This window comes from Prevotella sp. TF12-30 (genome assembly GCF_003436715.1).
Taxonomy (GTDB): domain Bacteria; phylum Bacteroidota; class Bacteroidia; order Bacteroidales; family Bacteroidaceae; genus Prevotella; species Prevotella copri_A.
Window position 1 is genome coordinate 1 of sequence record NZ_QSQJ01000008.1, and the last position, 16,963, is coordinate 16,963.

The 16,963-nt window shown below is 42.1% G+C and carries 10 protein-coding genes and 1 pseudogene; 9 read left to right on the top strand and 2 right to left on the bottom strand.

Annotation, left to right across the window (positions count from 1 at the left end):
- Positions 1 to 356: 356 nt before the first annotated feature.
- From DXD25_RS04770 to DXD25_RS04800, 7 genes and pseudogenes are all read left to right on the top strand, one after another.
- Positions 357 to 587: a hypothetical protein gene (locus tag DXD25_RS04770; RefSeq protein WP_147327850.1), complete on the top strand. Its 231-nt coding sequence runs from the start codon at positions 357 to 359 to the stop codon at positions 585 to 587.
- Positions 577 to 2,685: a hypothetical protein gene (locus DXD25_RS04775; protein ID WP_117662019.1), complete on the top strand. Its 2,109-nt coding sequence runs from the start codon at positions 577 to 579 to the stop codon at positions 2,683 to 2,685. Before DXD25_RS04770 ends, DXD25_RS04775 begins: the two co-directional genes overlap by 11 nt.
- 5 nt (positions 2,686 to 2,690) lie before the next feature.
- Positions 2,691 to 4,888, top strand: a pseudogene (locus DXD25_RS04780) (peptidase domain-containing ABC transporter).
- A 12-nt stretch (positions 4,889 to 4,900) separates the two neighbouring features.
- Positions 4,901 to 5,377: a hypothetical protein gene (locus tag DXD25_RS17100; RefSeq protein WP_233522190.1), complete on the top strand. Its 477-nt coding sequence runs from the start codon at positions 4,901 to 4,903 to the stop codon at positions 5,375 to 5,377.
- Between the two features lie 460 nt (positions 5,378 to 5,837).
- The gene (locus tag DXD25_RS04790) at positions 5,838 to 7,883 is read left to right on the top strand and encodes a hypothetical protein (protein ID WP_117662020.1); all 2,046 of its coding nucleotides are present in this window, start codon (positions 5,838 to 5,840) and stop codon (positions 7,881 to 7,883) included.
- A gap of 36 nt (positions 7,884 to 7,919) precedes the next feature.
- Complete coding sequence (locus tag DXD25_RS04795) at positions 7,920 to 10,034, top strand: outer membrane beta-barrel family protein (RefSeq protein WP_158556291.1); 2,115 nt, start codon at positions 7,920 to 7,922, stop codon at positions 10,032 to 10,034.
- Positions 10,035 to 10,228: 194 nt separating this feature from the next.
- Positions 10,229 to 11,233 (top strand): alpha/beta hydrolase, encoded by a 1,005-nt coding sequence (locus DXD25_RS04800; RefSeq protein WP_117662087.1) that lies wholly within the window; start codon positions 10,229 to 10,231, stop codon positions 11,231 to 11,233.
- 1 nt (position 11,234) lies between these two features.
- Here DXD25_RS04800 and DXD25_RS04805 read toward each other — a convergent pair whose 3' ends face one another.
- A complete protein-coding gene (locus tag DXD25_RS04805) occupies positions 11,235 to 12,521 on the bottom strand; it encodes an NAD(P)/FAD-dependent oxidoreductase (protein ID WP_117662022.1) in 1,287 nt (428 codons plus the stop codon).
- Positions 12,522 to 12,664: 143 nt separating this feature from the next.
- On the opposite strand from DXD25_RS04805, the gene DXD25_RS04810 reads away from it, so the two are divergent.
- Positions 12,665 to 13,063, top strand: a complete 399-nt coding sequence (locus DXD25_RS04810; protein WP_022121977.1) for an FKBP-type peptidyl-prolyl cis-trans isomerase — start codon at positions 12,665 to 12,667, stop codon at positions 13,061 to 13,063.
- A gap of 51 nt (positions 13,064 to 13,114) precedes the next feature.
- On the opposite strand, the gene DXD25_RS04815 is transcribed toward DXD25_RS04810, so the two are convergent.
- On the bottom strand, positions 13,115 to 15,355 hold the full coding sequence (locus tag DXD25_RS04815) for an outer membrane beta-barrel protein (RefSeq protein ID WP_158556292.1): 2,241 nt from the start codon (positions 15,353 to 15,355) through the stop codon (positions 13,115 to 13,117).
- A 159-nt stretch (positions 15,356 to 15,514) separates the two neighbouring features.
- Here DXD25_RS04815 and DXD25_RS04820 point away from each other — a divergent pair, with 159 nt between their 5' ends.
- Positions 15,515 to 16,933, top strand: a complete 1,419-nt coding sequence (locus DXD25_RS04820) for a sensor histidine kinase KdpD (protein WP_158556293.1) — start codon at positions 15,515 to 15,517, stop codon at positions 16,931 to 16,933.
- Positions 16,934 to 16,963: the final 30 nt, after the last annotated feature.

Sequence of the window (16,963 nt, forward strand, 5' to 3'; positions counted from 1 at the left end):
GTTCCAACTAACGTGTTCTAAGAGGGAGCGAGGTTATGTTTTGGGAATCCCAAAACGCCTCGCTCCACCATGAGGGCGGAGGAATTTTGCTCCCGACGGTCGCAGAAAGTGAGTGTACCAACTGTAAACAGTGTACAGAATGACAAGCATACAGGAATATAGTTACCAAATAGTAGCACTATACAATGCAACAGAATACAGCTAAAATCCACCCAAAATTAGCATTTTCAAACATTTTATATTAAACTGTGTTAAAAGATGCGCAACGTTTTGATAAAAATATTATTTTTGTAGCTTTATAGCAATAAGAACAATTCAATATTAATTTAACAGGGTAGGATCCTAAAACATCAAGTATGGAAGAAAGACATTTTTCTACATTAGTATCCTTATTGGGAGAAGATGTCCTGTCTGACTATTGTTTGGTAGTCGTGACAGGTGGTAATGATGACAAAAATCAGAATCTGAATCAGCAATTTGAAAAGGGAGAGAATTTACCTTGCATACTTAACAAGAAATATGGTAAGGAGAATTATATTATAGAAGATTTTTACAACTTTTTAATAGAAAGTAATAATGAGAAATAGTTTTTGTATATTTTTTCTTCTTTGGGTTACTTTGGATGTTTTTAGTGGGGAAAAATGTCTTTTCACAATAGACTCTGATTTTATAGTAACCGATACAATATCAAAGAGCTTGTCTGATACATCTAGAATCTTTAGCTTGTCAGATGTCGTTGTGAAAGGTTCAAATATCATAACAAAATCAGACCGCTTAATATTAATTCCAACTTCTAATATGCAGAAGGCATCATCATCTGCATGGGATTTGCTGAGCAAAATAAAACTGCCAGGAGTAATCGTTGACCGCCAGAACAAGAATGCAACAACTATTGATGGAAGTAATATACTTTTTAAAATCAACAACATTGATGCCACTATTGCAGATTTTTTGACGATAATCCCAAGCGATGTAAAAAAGATAGAGCTTTTTGATAAATTAGGAGCACGATATAATGACAGCAACATTAGTGCAATCATTAACATTGTAACCAAAAGGCATACTTCTGGTGGACAATTTGGACTCTATGAAGATGCTGCTCTAACAACAATGTCGCTATATAATAGTGCTTATGTCAAATTTAACAAGGCAAACAGTTTGTTTAGCCTAAGCTATAATAGCAAGTACCGAGATTATTCCAATTCATACACAGATACGTATCTAGAAAATGAAGATGTTGAAATATCCAGAAAGGGCATCGAATCGCCATATGGATACTTTCTTCAAAATATAGATGCTGCATATAATTATTATAAGAATAACTTTACATTTAATATAAAATTCAACTATAGTACAAACCGAAACACCAATCAAAATTGCTCACAGGAGATATTTGATAAGAAAAGTTTGATAGGAAATTCATTTAGGTCACCAAAAGACAAAAGTCATTCACCTGCAATAGACTTGTTTTCTGAATATAAAATTTCCTCCAAACAGTCATTGCTCTTTAATATGGTAGGAAAAATATTACAGACAAACTATGATTATTCATATACTGAAAATGTAAACGAAAATAATTCCCATTTTGAGTATGGGGTAGAAGGAAAGCGTAAGTCTCTTATAACAGAAATCATGCATACTTATTCTTTAAAAAATCTTTCATGGGATTCTGGTTTAAGATACAAATATTCTGACACTCACAATTTATATAGTTATGATATTACAAATGATTTTGATTCAAAAGACCAAAATTTATACGCTTATACCCAATTCTCTGGGAATGTTAAAAATATCTACTACATGGGGGGAATAGGTATAAATTGGGTTAGTTTCAAGGAAGGTGGCAATTCTTTTAACAAAGTATTATATCGTCCTTTAGGCAGAATTAAGTATATGCCTTTAGACAATTTTAGTATGTCTTATCAATTTTCAATGCAACCAACAATACCAAGCTTGTCAACATTAAGTGGAATTACAAAAAATTTGAATAGATATGAATTCGAAACAGGCAATTCTGCCTTGCGTCCTTATGACAACATAAAACATAAATTATCTTTATCTTGGAATCCTAACAGATGGTATATTTCACTAAACTACAATATCGAAAGTGCAAAAAATCTTTTTGCGTCTGGTATTTATTGTCAAAATGGGAAATTAGGTTATCAACATATAAATTTTGATTCAAAAACTGTTCGTAAAATAGATTTTTACACAAGCTTTGACATCATAAAGGACATGTTGTTCATTGATGGCTATATTTCATACAACTATTATAAATTTAAAATAGAAGACGAAACTTTCTCTTTAACAGACTATACATATGGTGGGAAGATAGTGTTCTACCTGAAAAACTTTTCTGCAAATATATCTTTCAATCATAATCCAAAGGAATTATTTGGAATGAAAAGTTTTTATGGAGAATCCACAGGCAGCGTTGATTGTTCTTATAAATACAAAAGAATGACTTTCTCACTTGGAGTATGGAATCCGTTTAAAAAATATGTTCAGAGTTCTGGTTTCGAGTATGCTAGAAATGGTTTATATAAAACTGAGTATTTTAGAATAAAGGACAATGCTAATATGATAACTCTAGGTGTTTCCTATGACATAAATTGGGGTAAATCTTATAAGGCAAGAAATAAAAGATTAAATAATTCGGACAACACAGATGGTATTGTAAAATAAAAATGATGAAAAAATTTCAACTTTTCATACAACATGATTCTATGCAATGTGGCATTGCTTGTTTGTGTATGATATGTAAGTTTTTCGGTCGTAGCATTTCCACAGAAACTATGGCAAACTTATGTCATGCTAATAAAGAGGGAGTGTCTTTAATGGGATTAAGTGAGTCTGCTACGATTCTTGGTTTTCATGCTATAGCTGCAAGAACCAGTATCAATAAGTTACAAATTGTTCCTCTTCCTTGCATTTTGCATTGGAATCAAAATCATTTTGTCGTTTTATATAGAAAAAGAACAACAAATACTATATTGCTGACCCAGGAAAAGGTTTGATAACTTATACTCTTGATGAATTCAAGAAACATTGGCTAAGCACAAATACCAATGGTGAAGACAAGGGCATCGCTATGTTCTTGGAAACTACACCTGCCTTTTTTGCTTACAAGATGCAGAAAGAAGAGAACAAAAAAGAAAAGCGGTCTTTTCGTTTTCTCTTGGGGTATGTGAAGAAATATCGTAAGTATTTTGGGCAAATTGTACTAGGTTTGGTTGTTGGAAGCCTTTTACAGTTAGTCTTGCCATTTCTCACCCAATCTATTGTTGATGTTGGCATCAAAAACCAAGACATTGGTTTTGTTTGGCTGATATTATTGGGACAACTTATGCTAACAATTAGCCGAACAGCTATTGACTTTATCCGTAGATGGTTATTGCTTCATATCTCCTTGCGCATTAACATTTCACTATTGAGTGACTTCTTCATTAAATTACTGAAGCTTCCAATGTCTTTCTTTGACACAAAGCTTATGGGAGACTTGATGCAAAGAATGAGTGACCATAGTCGTGTGAATAAATTTCTCACACAGCAGACACTCAACATAACATTTGCGATATTCACTTTTGTTGTGTTTTCTGTGGTGCTGTTCTTATACGATAAATTTGTGTTTGCTATCTTCTTGCTTGGAAGTATTCTCTATGGCGCATGGATGACTTTATTCTTAAGACGGAGGAAAGTACTAGATTATGAGTTATTTGAACAGCAAGCCATCAACAACAACAAAACTTACGAGTTTATCACCTCTATGCAAGAAATCAAATTGCAGGATTGTGAGCAACGCAGAAGATGGGAATGGGAAGATACACAAGCTGATTTGTTTGAAGTACAGATGAAATCGCTCAAACTCCAACAAATGCAAGAAGCAGGGTGCATATTCATCAATGAAACTAAAAATACCATCATTACAGTTATAGCTGCAACAGCGGTAATTCACGGAGACATGACCCTTGGCATGATGCTTGCCATACAGTATATTATTGGTCAATTAAATACACCTGTAGATCAATTGATGAACTTCTTTTATTCCCTGCAAAATGTGAAGATTAGCTTGGAACGTATCAACGAGATTCACCAGATGGATGATGAGAATGGAAAGGAAGGCTTGCTGACTTCTATTGAAGATAAGAATGAGGGCATTGACATCAAGAACATCATATTCAAGTACGACCCACATGCTTTGCGCAAGACCATAGATGATGTGCGCATTCACATTCCGCAAGGTAAGGTAACTGCCATCGTTGGCGCATCTGGCAGTGGAAAGACCACCCTCATCCGTTTGATGCTTGGTTATTATCCTGTCTTGGAGGGACAAATCAACATTGGCAATACCAACATTAACAAGCTCAACAAGAAATGGTGGCGCAGACAATGTGGCGTAGTGATGCAGGATGGCGTTATTTTCTCGGAGAGTATAGCACGAAACATTGCCGTTGACGATGGCGACATAGACAAGGAACGGTTGTTGAAAGCAGCCGAGATAGCTTGTATCAAGGAGTATGTAATGGCTTTGCCTCTGAAGTTCAATACCAAGATTGGACGTGATGGCGTGGGACTAAGCCAAGGACAGAAACAGCGTATCTTGATTGCAAGGGCGGTTTACAAGAATCCTGACTATATATTCCTTGACGAGGCTACAAACTCGCTCGATGCCAATAATGAGAGAAGCATCGTGGAGAACTTGGATAAGTTCTATAAGGGCAAGACCGTTGTGATTGTGGCTCATCGCCTAAGCACGGTGAAGAATGCCGACCAAATCGTGGTCATCGACCATGGAAAGGTGGTTGAGATAGGCAACCATGAGTCTTTGACCGCCAAGCGAGGGGCATATTATAACCTTGTGAAGAATCAGTTGGAATTGGGAAACTAAAATGCTTTTGATATGGAACAGAATGAAAAAGAATCAGATAATATCGAGTTGAGAAGCGAGAAGGTGAGGAACGTGATAGGCAAAGTTCCTCCTCGCCTCGTCAGCTTGGGAACGGTTGTCATTACGATAATAGTCCTCGCCCTCGCAGTTGCTTTCTACAAGATACCTTATCCTATATCCATAGAGGCTAATGGTGAGGTCATCAATCAAAGAACAGTGCAAGTGTTTGTGCCATACAAGTATTTGTATCTTTTCGATGAGCCAAGGACGGCTCATGTATCTTTCGAGGGCAACGATAATGCATCTTATAACTGCGACATCACAAGCCATAAAGCCAGGCTCATACATAGGGAAGATGGTAACTATTTTATGGCTATAGCCACTGTGAGTACACAGGGACAAAAGTCCCCTGTGTTGCAAAAGTACATGAAAGCCGATGTCAGAATCATCGTCAGCAACAAAACGTTATGGCAGCAGGTATTCGGATAAGCTATATCCGAATACTGCTGTTTGTTTTTGGATACATATTGTTGGTAAGCATCAGATTTAACTCAAAAAGTTCTAAATTCCGTAAATTTCTCCTTGCTAGTTATGGGATATTTAGAAAATTGTCGTATCTTTGTCCCCGAATTGAGGCGTTCTTTGCATATTGCAAAATACAGAAACGAGCAGAAGTCCGCTCGTTTCCATATTGTTACCTATATAATATAGGCAAACGCCCAACTTCTTGATTTTCAATCAAAGTCCAATTTTGAGCGAGTTAGGTTTTTTAAGAGATGATGTATAACAAAAAACGGCGGGAATACATTCAGGCTAGGAGGGATGAAGAACTGGATGGAATTGGTAATTTGATGCAGTTATACAAATTTAACGGAAGAGATGTAATGGCTTTGGATAATAATGTGTACTTTTGTACTAGATAATGATGAAATAAAAACATATTGTAAGAATGAAGACGGTTTTTTGCTCTTTTGGACTGCTGATGGCTGCTGTGCCCGTGTTCGCTCAGAACACAGGGAAGGACTCTATTGTCTCTACTAAAGCTTTGGATGATGTGGTGGTATCAGCCTCTAATATCAGTCGTGTGGGTGATCATCTCGTCATCTATCCCAACAGCCAGCAACGAAAATATGCGGTTAATGGATTCGGGGTGTTGGAAAACCTGAATATCCCAGGACTCATCATCGATGCAAAATCGAATCAGGTGGATGTGATGGGACTGCAAGCCACCTTGTATCTGAATGGGCAGGAATGCGACATAAGGGAAATACAGATGCTCCGTCCTCGTGACATCGAGAAGATAGAATATCATGATGCTCCATCTGGAAAATACGCCAAGGATAAGCTTGTCGTCAACTTCATCACCAAACAATACCGATATGGAGGATATGTGCAGGCTGACGGACTGCAGACGATAGGATATGACCATGGCGACTATAACGTTGCCACCAATTATGTAAAAGGTAACAATTCTTATACTGTGTTTGCTGGTGCAAACTATAGTCATGTAGATGGTACTGAGACCTGGAACAATGAGAACTATCAGTTTCCACAATCCCTATTTGATAGGGAGAGCTATAGTAAGAATTCTTACCGGAACCACCAGAAATATATGCAGTTCCGCTATCAGAACCAGAAGGGAAAGAGATATTGGGTGGGCAAGTTTACGCTCGTCAACCTCTCTACTCCAAGAAATGCATCTTCTGGTTTTGCGAAGGAAAGCACAGAGACGGATGTATTCTCAAATATCCGGAAGAAGAGTCTGTCTCCTAAGATTGACCTGAACGCCAACTTGCCATTAAGCAAGAATCAGACGCTTACCTTGGGAGTACATGGCAAGTATTCTGCCAACTCCTATCATCGTCTTTATCAGGAACAGCCTTTCGAGACAATGACCGATGAAGATGAGAATGCGCTGTCGTTCCAGCTGTCTGCCATCTATAATTATTTCTCTCAAAAGCATTCCTTATCCGTGGAACTGTTTCATTACCACGATGTCTGGAATGCCGATTATTCCGGCAATTGCGAACTTTGGCAGCATCTGTGGAAAGGGGAGTCGTTGGCTTTCTTCTCCTATAATTTCCAGGCTAGCAGGCGCTTGAGCCTGAAAACCCGCATCGGATTGGATTGGCTTCAATATCATCTGCATGGAGACAACAGTTTTAGCCAGCTGTCTCCTCGCATCAATACGAATGTGCAATACCAGCTGAATAAGGGAATGCTCTTGTGGTCATTCAACTTTGTGAACTCCAATCATGGTATGGATGTCATCAACCGGGCTATGATTCAGGTCAATTCCCACATGATGGAAAAGGGAATGCCTGAACTGAAGAAATCGCATGACATCAACACCTATTTGTATTATATGGGGCGTTTCAACAGGTTGAGTGTTTCTGCCATCGGACAATTCCGTTACAATCATCATCCTGTAACTGATGATTATTACCTGGATGAGGCAAACGGGAAAATAGTGAAGACTTACTCGAACGGAGGAAATGCTCAGTATTATTCTGCTATCCTCGCCTTGCAGTACAAACTGTGTAAGTTTGCCAATTTGTCGGGAGATATCAGATATAGCCATGCGGAGGTGAAGACTACCTGGTCGAAGCATAACAACAATTTGACGGGTAATCTTGGGTTGAATATGTTCATGGGTGATTTTGCCTTGAAGCCTTACCTGCATTTTGGCAAGAAGTCTTTAGATGAAGCTGCTTTGGTGATAAGCAAGACTCCTATCGACTATGGAATGTCGTGTTCTTACAACAGGGGCAACCTCTATGTAGAACTTCAGGCAGTATCGCCTTTCAAAAAGCAGGAGAAGCGGTATTGGTTGGATTTGCCTATCTACAGTTACAGTAAGAGCATCAAAGACCAGACGGCTTCGCAATATGCCAGCATCAAGGTTGCTTACTCCTTCGACTTTGGCAGGAAGACCCAAAAAGTAGAGAAGGATGTTAATAAGAACATAAACAGCTCTTTGTTAAGAGTGGAGTAGAGTTTTATAAAACAAAAGATATAGGAACGGATGAAAATGTTAGATTTTAAGGTAAAAAGATTTGTTGGTATTATATTTCATTTGATTTTAGCTCAAATCTGTTTAGCTCAGACTGGTATCGCTAACCAAAATTTTGGAAAGGATACTCTGCAATTAAGGGAGGTTGTTGTTAGAGCAACCCGCCCTTTGGCAAAGTTGAACAGCGAAGGGTTTGTGACAGAAGTCAAAGGTACCGTTTTGGAAAAACTTGGTTTTGCAAAAGATGTTATGGGTATGTTGCCTGGTGTACTGAATAATAATGGTTCCATTGAAGTTTTTGGCAAGGGAAAACCAGTCTTCTATATCAATGGACATATTGTCCGCAATAATATAGAAGTTGAGCAATTGAAGGCTAACCAAATAGATAAGATAACAGTTATAACGAATCCAGGTTCACGTTATGCTTCAACCGTAGGTTCCATCATAAAGATAACAACCATTAAAAAGGTTGGGGATGGTTTCTCCTTTGATAACATCGCTACTATTGGTTATCGTAATTATCTGTATGGCAAAGACAATTTGGACTTGAACTATAGAATTGACAATTTGGATGTTTTTGGAACGTTGGGATTTGAGAAAGGCAAGAATACGAACTCTAGCAAAAATGTTCAGAATTCATGGCTCTCGTCACATCATCAGCAGAATACGACTATGAAATCGACACAGCACTCAAAGTTGATTGATGGTAAATGGGGATTTGATTTTTCCTCGTCTCCAAAACTCTCATTTGGCGCATTTTACCAAGTATCTTATGCTCCAACAAAGACCAATTCGAGCATTATGTCATCATTATATTCTGATGATGTAATTGAAAGTGAGACTTCTGCATACAAGGATATCAAATTAAGAGATTTGGAACATTTGTTAGATGGATATTGCCATGGGGTTTGGGGAAAATGGAATTTGGAAATGACTTTTGATTTAATGTGGAAAAAAACACGTGAAAATCAAAATGTTATAGAGCAAACTGGCATCAATCAGGATTTCGGAATAAAAGATGTTGGGCATGCTAGGTTAATGGCAACGGAATTATATGCGTCACACCCATTTCTTAAAGGTAATTTTAGCTTTGGAGTAGATTTCACCAATAGTAGCCGTGAGGAAAATACAGAAAGTGAAAATAGCATTATGGCAGGCGAGAACAATAAAATACAGGAGCTGAATATGGCATATTACGTTGAAACTATGCAGCATCTAGGCAATGTAACATTCCGTATCGGTGGCAGGTATGAGCATGTGAACAGCGAATATTTTATAGGTGGCAGAAAAAATCACGAACAGTCACATGTTTATGATAAGTTTTTCCCGACAGCTTCATTGTCTCTGCCCATTGGAAAAACTATGGTGCAGCTGAGCTATTCTAAGCAATGCTATCGTCCATTGTACTCTCAGTTGAGCAACACGGTTCACTATGTTAACAAATATCTCTATCAAAGTGGAAATCCGTATTTGCAACCATCCTATAGCGACAACATCACTTTGAATTTGAGGTATCGCTGGCTGGCATTAACTGCTAATTATAAAAAGGTGCAAAACCAAATAATAACATCATATACATATTATGATGATTCGAAGACTATTGCTTTGCTCAAAAAGGAAAATTCTAGAAACAGTCTGTCTAACTTACAGATAATGGCTTCTTTTATGCCCGGATTCCTTTGGAAATGCTATTATCCCGTATTGGCATGTGGTGTTGTCTCGCAATTTTACAAGATTGATTACAGAGGAAATATAAAGCACGTGGACAATCCTTTGGTTGTAGTTAAGTTCAATAATATTTTCAAATTCCATAACAACTATATGGCGACAGTAAATTACAGTTGGCGTAGTGAGGGAAATAGTGAGAATATTAAGATGGGGAGTATTGGACAGATAAATCTTTCTTTGGCTAAGGACTTATCAAAAAAATGGAATGTCAAGTTGTCTGCAAATGACATCTTTAATACCGCCCGCAAAAATACTTTTACCATTTTCAGCGGAATGAATGATGTCTATATTGAAAAGGCTGCGTCTGTAAGGGCAGTGGAATGTATCGTAAGATATAAGTTTAATACAGTTAAAACAAAATATAAAGGTAAAGGGGCAGGGAAAAAGGAAATGGATAGATTGTAACTATTTAAACTCTATCCTTTCTGGGATATGCTTATCGATTGTTTGTCGTAGTTCATATACCCTTATAAATACAGCTTTATGCTTCAATTTAACAGGATTTTTCCCTCTGTTTCTTTGCCATTTCCATCTTTTTCCTTAATTTTGCAGCGGAAAGTCTATAATAGATATATGTAATAGCAATAAGAATGAAGAAGATGAAACAGAAGAAGATGAAACAGAAAAGGATGAGAAAGATAGGCATCGCTTCGGCTTTGGGCTTGGTGGTGCTTGTGGTGCTGGGACTGTATGGCGCCAGCAACTATATGCTCAATTATTCGCTCAACTATCCGAAGGAGGAGAGAATGACGGCTGAGCATTGGAAGAACAGAATGAAGAACGAGTGCCCCTGGATGGTTGGCTGGATGGATTCCGTGTATCAGCACCATTGCGTGAAGGATACCTTTGTCACGATGCCATCGGGCTACAAGGCCCATGCCATCTATCTCTATGCACCGAAGACTACGGAAAAGACTGCCGTGGTGGTACATGGCTATCAGGTGCGCTCCGAGGGAATGCTGCACATCGCCTATCTCTATAATCACGATATGGGGTATAATGTGCTCCTGCCAGATCTGTATGGACATGGAGAGAGTGAGGGCGACCATATCCAGATGGGATGGAAGGATAGATGGGATGTGATCAAATGGTCGGAAATCGCCAATGAGATTTTTAAAGTGAAGAGTGAAGAACAAAGAGTGAAGAATACCCGTCAGGTGATTCACGGCATTTCGATGGGTGCGGCAACCACGATGGCAGTATCGGGAGAGAAGACTCCCGATTACGTGAAGTGCTTTGTGGAGGACTGCGGCTATACCAGCGTGTGGGATGAGTTTTCCGCTCAGCTCAAAGACCAGTTTGGCTTGCCTGCCTTCCCGCTGATGAATACCACTTCTGCTCTTTGCCAGTATCGCTACAGCTGGTCGTTTGACGAGGCGCAGCAGATAGAGCAGGTTCGCAAGAGCACCAAACCGATGCTCTTTATCCATGGCGATAAGGATGCCTTCGTGCCCTACGCCATGCTTCATCCGCTTTATGAGGCAAAGACGAAGGGCAGAAAAGCCATCTTCATCGCTAAAGGCTCCGTTCATGCCATGGCATATCGCGACCATCACGAGGAATACACCCGCATCGTGAAAGATTTTGTTTCTAAAGAAGAATAGGCTATTCTCCTATGTGTTGTCCCACCACATATCCCGTGGTCCAGGCAGCCTGCAGATTGAAGCCGCCGGTGATGGCATCGATGTCGAGCACCTCGCCGGCAAAGAAGAGGTGAGGGCACACCTTGCTCTCCAGGGTATGCAGGTCGATGTTGTTGAGGCTGATGCCGCCGCAGGTAACAAACTCTTCTTTGAAGGCTCCCTTGCCGTTCACCTGATAGAGGTCGTTGGTGAGGGTTTCTATCAGCAGGTTGCAACCCTTCTTTCCCATTTCGCTCCATTTCTTTTCGGGTGCACATCCCATCTTCTGAATCAGGAAGAGCCAGAGGCGGGATGGGAGATTGTAGGGGCGGATGCTTGCCAGCTGCTTCTGTGGGTTGGCGATGATGATGCCCTGGATGTTCTCTTCCACCAGTGAGCGGTTGCTCTCGTGTACCCAGTTTACGGAAATCTTAATCTGATAATTGTTCTCGTGCAGATAGCGGGCAGCATGGGATGAGAGCTTCAGCACGGCAGGACCGCTCATGCCCCAATGGGTGATGAGGAGCGGACCCTCTGCCTTCAGTTTGGTGCCTGGAATGCTGGTATATACAGGCTCTACCACCGTGCCCATCAGGTTCTTGAAAGCCTTGTCGGCAATGTTGAAGGTGAAGAGCGATGGGATAGGCAGCTCTATCGCATGTCCCAGGTCTGAGAGATGCTTGAAGCTCTCCATCTTCGGATGACCGCCCGTGGTGATGGCTACCCGGTGGAAGGCAATCTGCTTGATTTCGGAAACGGGATGAGAGGCAGAAGATGCGCCCGATAGATTTCCCTTTCCTTTTGAAACCTTGAATTCCAGGAGCAGGCGCTCATCCTCCAGTTCGGTGATGGCGGTGAGCTGGTGGTTGCATTGTATCTTCACCCCCAGTCGCTTGGCGGTATTCACCAGACAGTCGATGATGCTGTGCGAATCCTGCGATTGCGGAAACACGCATTGGTCTTCCTGTGTAACCAGTGGCACGCCGTTCTCCTCAAACCAGTCAAAGGCATGCTGGTAGTCGAATCTCTTGAAGAGTCGCTTCATCAGTTTATGTCCGCGAGGGTACGCCTGTTTCAGGTCGGAAATCTCCTCAAAGGAATTGGTAAGATTGCATCTTCCTCCTCCCGTGATTTCCACCTTGGCGAGAACCTTCGAATTCTTCTCGAAAATCGTGATGTCGGCGTGAGGGAAGTTGCGCTTGGCCTCTATCGCCGCAAAGAATCCTGCGGCACCCCCACCAATAATTGCAATATGTAGTGATTGTGGCATATCGTATTTTTGGTTGATTAGGGTGCAAAGGTACTGCTTTTCTTTGATAAAAGAAGAAAAGTTCTCCTTTTTCTTTTGCAGATACGATAGATTTTTGTAACTTTGCGCAAAAATCATAGTATATCAAGAAACCAAATAGATTTATGGCAAAAAGAGAATATGTTGAGGCCAACAAGCGTTGGCTGGAGGAAAAGGCAAAGGAGGAGGGCGTTATGGCGCTGCCTCGTGGTATATATTATAAGGTGTTGAAGCAGGGCGACCCGAAGGGAGCACAGCCTAGCCGACGAAGCATCGTGACGGCTCATTATACCGGTTGGACCATCAACGGCAAGAAGTTTGATTCCAGCCGTGGCGGTACGCCTTTCGCCATGCGATTGAGCGACCTGATTGATGGCTGGATTGTTGCCATGCAGCAGATGCACGTGGGCGACCAGTGGGAACTTTACATCCCAGCCGAGATGGGCTACGGCAAGTTCTCGCAGCCGGGCATCCCAGGCGGTTCTACCCTGATATTCGAAGTAGAACTGCTGGGAGTGGGATAACCCGGATACTTGAAATTATAAAGATCATTAAGATAAGAGAGTTTTGTCCGGCTATAGTCGGTTCAATTCATCTTCCGCACTGTTCATGCCGTTGTATCTTCCCTTGCGCTTGTTGAATTTCCAGGTTACGGTCAACTTGTAGCTCCATAGCTTGTAATCCTCAGTCTGGGAGAAGTCAACGGCATGCTCGTGGATTCGCTCCTTGAAGAGCTGCTGATGGAAGAGGTCGTTGGCACTGAAGGCAACCTGTAATCTGCCGTCCATCCACGATTTGTTGGCACCAAGACTCCAGTTCTGAGTGGGGCTGAACTTCGTTTTGCCCACTTGTCCTCCGTTGTCAAAACTGTAGGAGAGCGACAGCTGATAGTCGTTTGGTAGCGTGAAGTAATTATCAAACGATGCATTCCAAGTTGCTCCGTTGTAACTGATTAGCTCTCCATGATCATTTACGGAGAAGCGCTGGTAAGTGATGCTTGCATGGGCATTCGGACGCCAGCAGCCGAAGACGTGACTCCAGTTGAGATAGGCCATGTATTTCTGCATCTTGTTGAAGTTCATGAATGTACTCACGTATCTTACGGGCTTGTCTTCCGGCACTTCATGCACGTACATGATGGAGTGGTCGATACGGGTGTATCTCAACATTCCCATGAAATCTTTCCACTGCACGGAGTAGGTCAGACGATAGGTGTTGACAGGCTGCAGCTTCGGATTGCTGATCTGATACTGAAAGCGCGAGGTATAGTAGATGTTCCCACTGAGCTGACTGAAAGAAGGTCGGGCGGTGGTAGTGCGGAAGCTGAGCGAGTGATGCCACGACGGTTCTTTGAGAGTGATACCGAACGATGGAAACCACTGGTCGTAATGGCGCTCCATATTGTCGGGAGATTCCTCCGACAGATTGGTGTATCGGGAGGTGAGATGCTCGTATCGGATGCCTGCCCACCAGCTCCATCTGCCAGCTTCACCCTGATATTGCAGGTAAGCAGCCGTCTTGGTATCGTGGTTTTTGTATTCCGTAGTTCCAAGCATATCGGCAGAACTTTCGGTTCTACCCTTGCCTTCCATCAGGCTCCATTCGCCACCATAGTTGATGGAATGTTTATCAGAGATGAGTTGCTTGACTTCGATTCTTCCACTATAGATATCGTAGTTGGAATTAGAGCGGTTGAGGGTTTCCTGCATCTCGCTACCTACTTTCTCCGTGATAGGCTGGCTGTCAGAATTCTTGTTCCTTGCATAGTCCAGATAAATCTGTGATGAGAAATGCTTCGACCATTTAGCCAGATGGAAGAGGTTGAAGTGGTGACTGCGCTGGTGTCCCCATTGCTGGCTCTCCGCATCAAAATACTTCATCTCGCCATCCGCATCAGAAAGCTTCATCTCTCTATTTGTATCTTCTCCTGCTGGGTTAGGATAGCGATAGTACTGCTGCTGTTTCTCGCTTCTGCCGCCATTCAGCCAAAGCCCTTCCCATTGTATTCCCACTTCGTGTTGCTTGCTGAGCAACCAGTCGAAGTTGAGTTCTGTAGCGTTATAATTTGCCTTGTTCTTGCCATGGCGGTCGGTTCCGAAGAGATATTCGCCATCTTTGGCTCTTACGAGCGCTTCCTGTGGCTGATGCACATTGTATCGGTTGTCTGTGTAGCCGTAAAATCCTGTGAGCGAAATCTTCTTCGTTACCCAACCCAGGGTCAATTCCTCGTGGTTGGTGTTCACCTCGCTCAATTCATCATACACCTGCATCTTGCCGAATATACCCTCGTCTGTTCTTCTCGTCAGGATTCTCAGTACGGCTCCCGTCGTTGCATCATATTTTGCACCAGGAGTGGTAATGAGTTCTATTTCATCTATCAGCTTCACATCGAGATGAGAGAGTTCGGCAGAAGTTGCCTTCTTGTCGTTGAGATAGATGATGGGTGCTCCCAGTCCGTTTACTTCCAGAGTTCCATCGGCGGTTTGTTTCATGCCGGGGATGTGCTTCAATACATCTTCCAGCGTTGGCTCCTTTGCCAAGGGAGTGTTGCGGATACGGGTAACCAGGGCATCGTTTCTCATCTTGTACATCGGGCGATGACCTGTTACGGTTACGGCTTGAATCTCGGCTTCCTTATCAGCTTTTGTCTCAGCCTCCTTATCAGCATAGATCTCAGTCTCCTTATCAGCTTTGATCGAATCTTTTTCCGTCTGTATTGAGTCTGCGGAAACTCCGGATGTCGGGAATTTCCCGTTTTGTGCTGTTACACAGGTGGCGATGGCTAGCATCGCGCATAAAACTGTTTCTTTCTTCATTTTCTTCCTTGTTTTTTGTTTTCGTCTGCAAAGGAACAGCTTTTCGGGCTCAAAATCGCAAATAATCATTACTGAAACATTACGCTGGCAAAATAATCTTGCTTCACCTTATTATATATAATGAAATCTTTGTACCTTTGCATCGAAAAAAAAAATGATATGAATAGAAGAATCAAACAAGTCTGGCTGCTCGCCATCCTTTCCTCTTTCCTGCTGATAGGCTTGCAGACCTATTGGCTATACAATAGCGTAACCTATTCGATGGGAGAGATGGGGAAGAAAAACGCCGAAAAGGCGGAACTGGCGATTATTGCTTATCAGACAAATATCGGAGCAACGGTAAAAGAAAAATCACATATCGGTTATGTCGTTACGGCATATTTTTCAGACAGCAAGCTTCCCTGTACTACGATTTGCTCTCCGCTGGATACGGATACAATCATTGGTGGAGTGGTGTATAGCAAGCCGGGATTCGGCAACGTGATGGAGAAGAGAGATACTTTCGATTTGCGTGAGACGGATTCCAACAATTCTTTTGATTGTCTGAATACTTTCATCACTTACCAGCTTACCCGCTTTGACAAGGCGCATTTTGACCGTTTCATCAGTAGGAAACTGGGCAATGATTTCATCGGGGCTGAGATGAAGACGGGCAAGCATCGTCTGTGGCAGACAAGAATCGTGGAACCTCCTACCTTGTTTCATCACGAAATGCTGGTGGAAGTGCCTTTCAATCCTATCCAGTATCAGTCGATGCAAATGAGGATGCAGGTGCCGATGCTGCCCATCCTGAAGGGAATGATGTGGCAGATGATAGGAAGTCTGCTGGTTACCATCATGCTTCTCCTGAGCATAGCTTATCTCATCAAGGTGATGCTCCTGCAGAAGAAGGTGGATAAGATGCGAAGCGACTTCGTGCATACGATGATTCACGAGCTGAAGCGCCCCGTGCAGACGCTGAAGATGTGTGTATCCGTATTCTCTGCTCAAAAGACAGATGAGAAGGATGAGAATGCTCTCATTATGGAGACCGTAAGAGAGGAGAGCGATAACCTGACTGCCTATCTCGCCAAACTCCGTGAAGTAATCAGGGCAGAGGAACATATCCCACTCCAGATAACTTCTTTCGATATCCATGCCGCTTTGCTGAATCTGGTGGCTGTGTATCGAAAGAACAGGCAGAAGGAGGTGAATGTTTCGCTCGATTACCAGCGCACTTCCGATAGGATGATGGGAGATAGAGACCAGCTTCTGAATGTGGTCAGCAATCTGATGGAGAACTCGGTGAAGTATTCCGGCGACATTGTCAATATCCATGTTGCCTGCCGAGATACCGAGAAGGAGGAAGTCATGATTTCTGTATCAGATAATGGTATCGGAATTTCGCCCGACGAGCAGCAGAGAGTCTGGACGAAGTTCTATCGCAGCAATGCTTACCCGGATATGATGCAGCCGGGCATCGGCTTGGGCTTGAGTTTTGTGGATATGATTCTGAAGGCCCATGGGGGCAGAAAAATGATGCTGAGCGAAGTGGGCAAGGGAACCAGGATTTCGATCGTCATCCCGCAGCACTCCTGATGCATCCGGTTTAACGCTATAAACAACAGA

Coding starts and splice junctions, on each gene's coding strand:
- DXD25_RS04770 (WP_147327850.1), top strand. CDS start 357: ATGGAAGAAAGACATTTTTCTACATTAGTATCCTTATTGGGAGAAGAT.
- DXD25_RS04775 (WP_117662019.1), top strand. CDS start 577: ATGAGAAATAGTTTTTGTATATTTTTTCTTCTTTGGGTTACTTTGGAT.
- DXD25_RS17100 (WP_233522190.1), top strand. CDS start 4,901: ATGGAACAGAATGAAAAAGAATCAGATAATATCGAGTTGAGAAGCGAG.
- DXD25_RS04790 (WP_117662020.1), top strand. CDS start 5,838: ATGAAGACGGTTTTTTGCTCTTTTGGACTGCTGATGGCTGCTGTGCCC.
- DXD25_RS04795 (WP_158556291.1), top strand. CDS start 7,920: ATGTTAGATTTTAAGGTAAAAAGATTTGTTGGTATTATATTTCATTTG.
- DXD25_RS04800 (WP_117662087.1), top strand. CDS start 10,229: ATGAAACAGAAGAAGATGAAACAGAAAAGGATGAGAAAGATAGGCATC.
- DXD25_RS04805 (WP_117662022.1), bottom strand. CDS start 12,521: ATGCCACAATCACTACATATTGCAATTATTGGTGGGGGTGCCGCAGGA.
- DXD25_RS04810 (WP_022121977.1), top strand. CDS start 12,665: ATGGCAAAAAGAGAATATGTTGAGGCCAACAAGCGTTGGCTGGAGGAA.
- DXD25_RS04815 (WP_158556292.1), bottom strand. CDS start 15,355: ATGAAGAAAGAAACAGTTTTATGCGCGATGCTAGCCATCGCCACCTGT.
- DXD25_RS04820 (WP_158556293.1), top strand. CDS start 15,515: ATGAATAGAAGAATCAAACAAGTCTGGCTGCTCGCCATCCTTTCCTCT.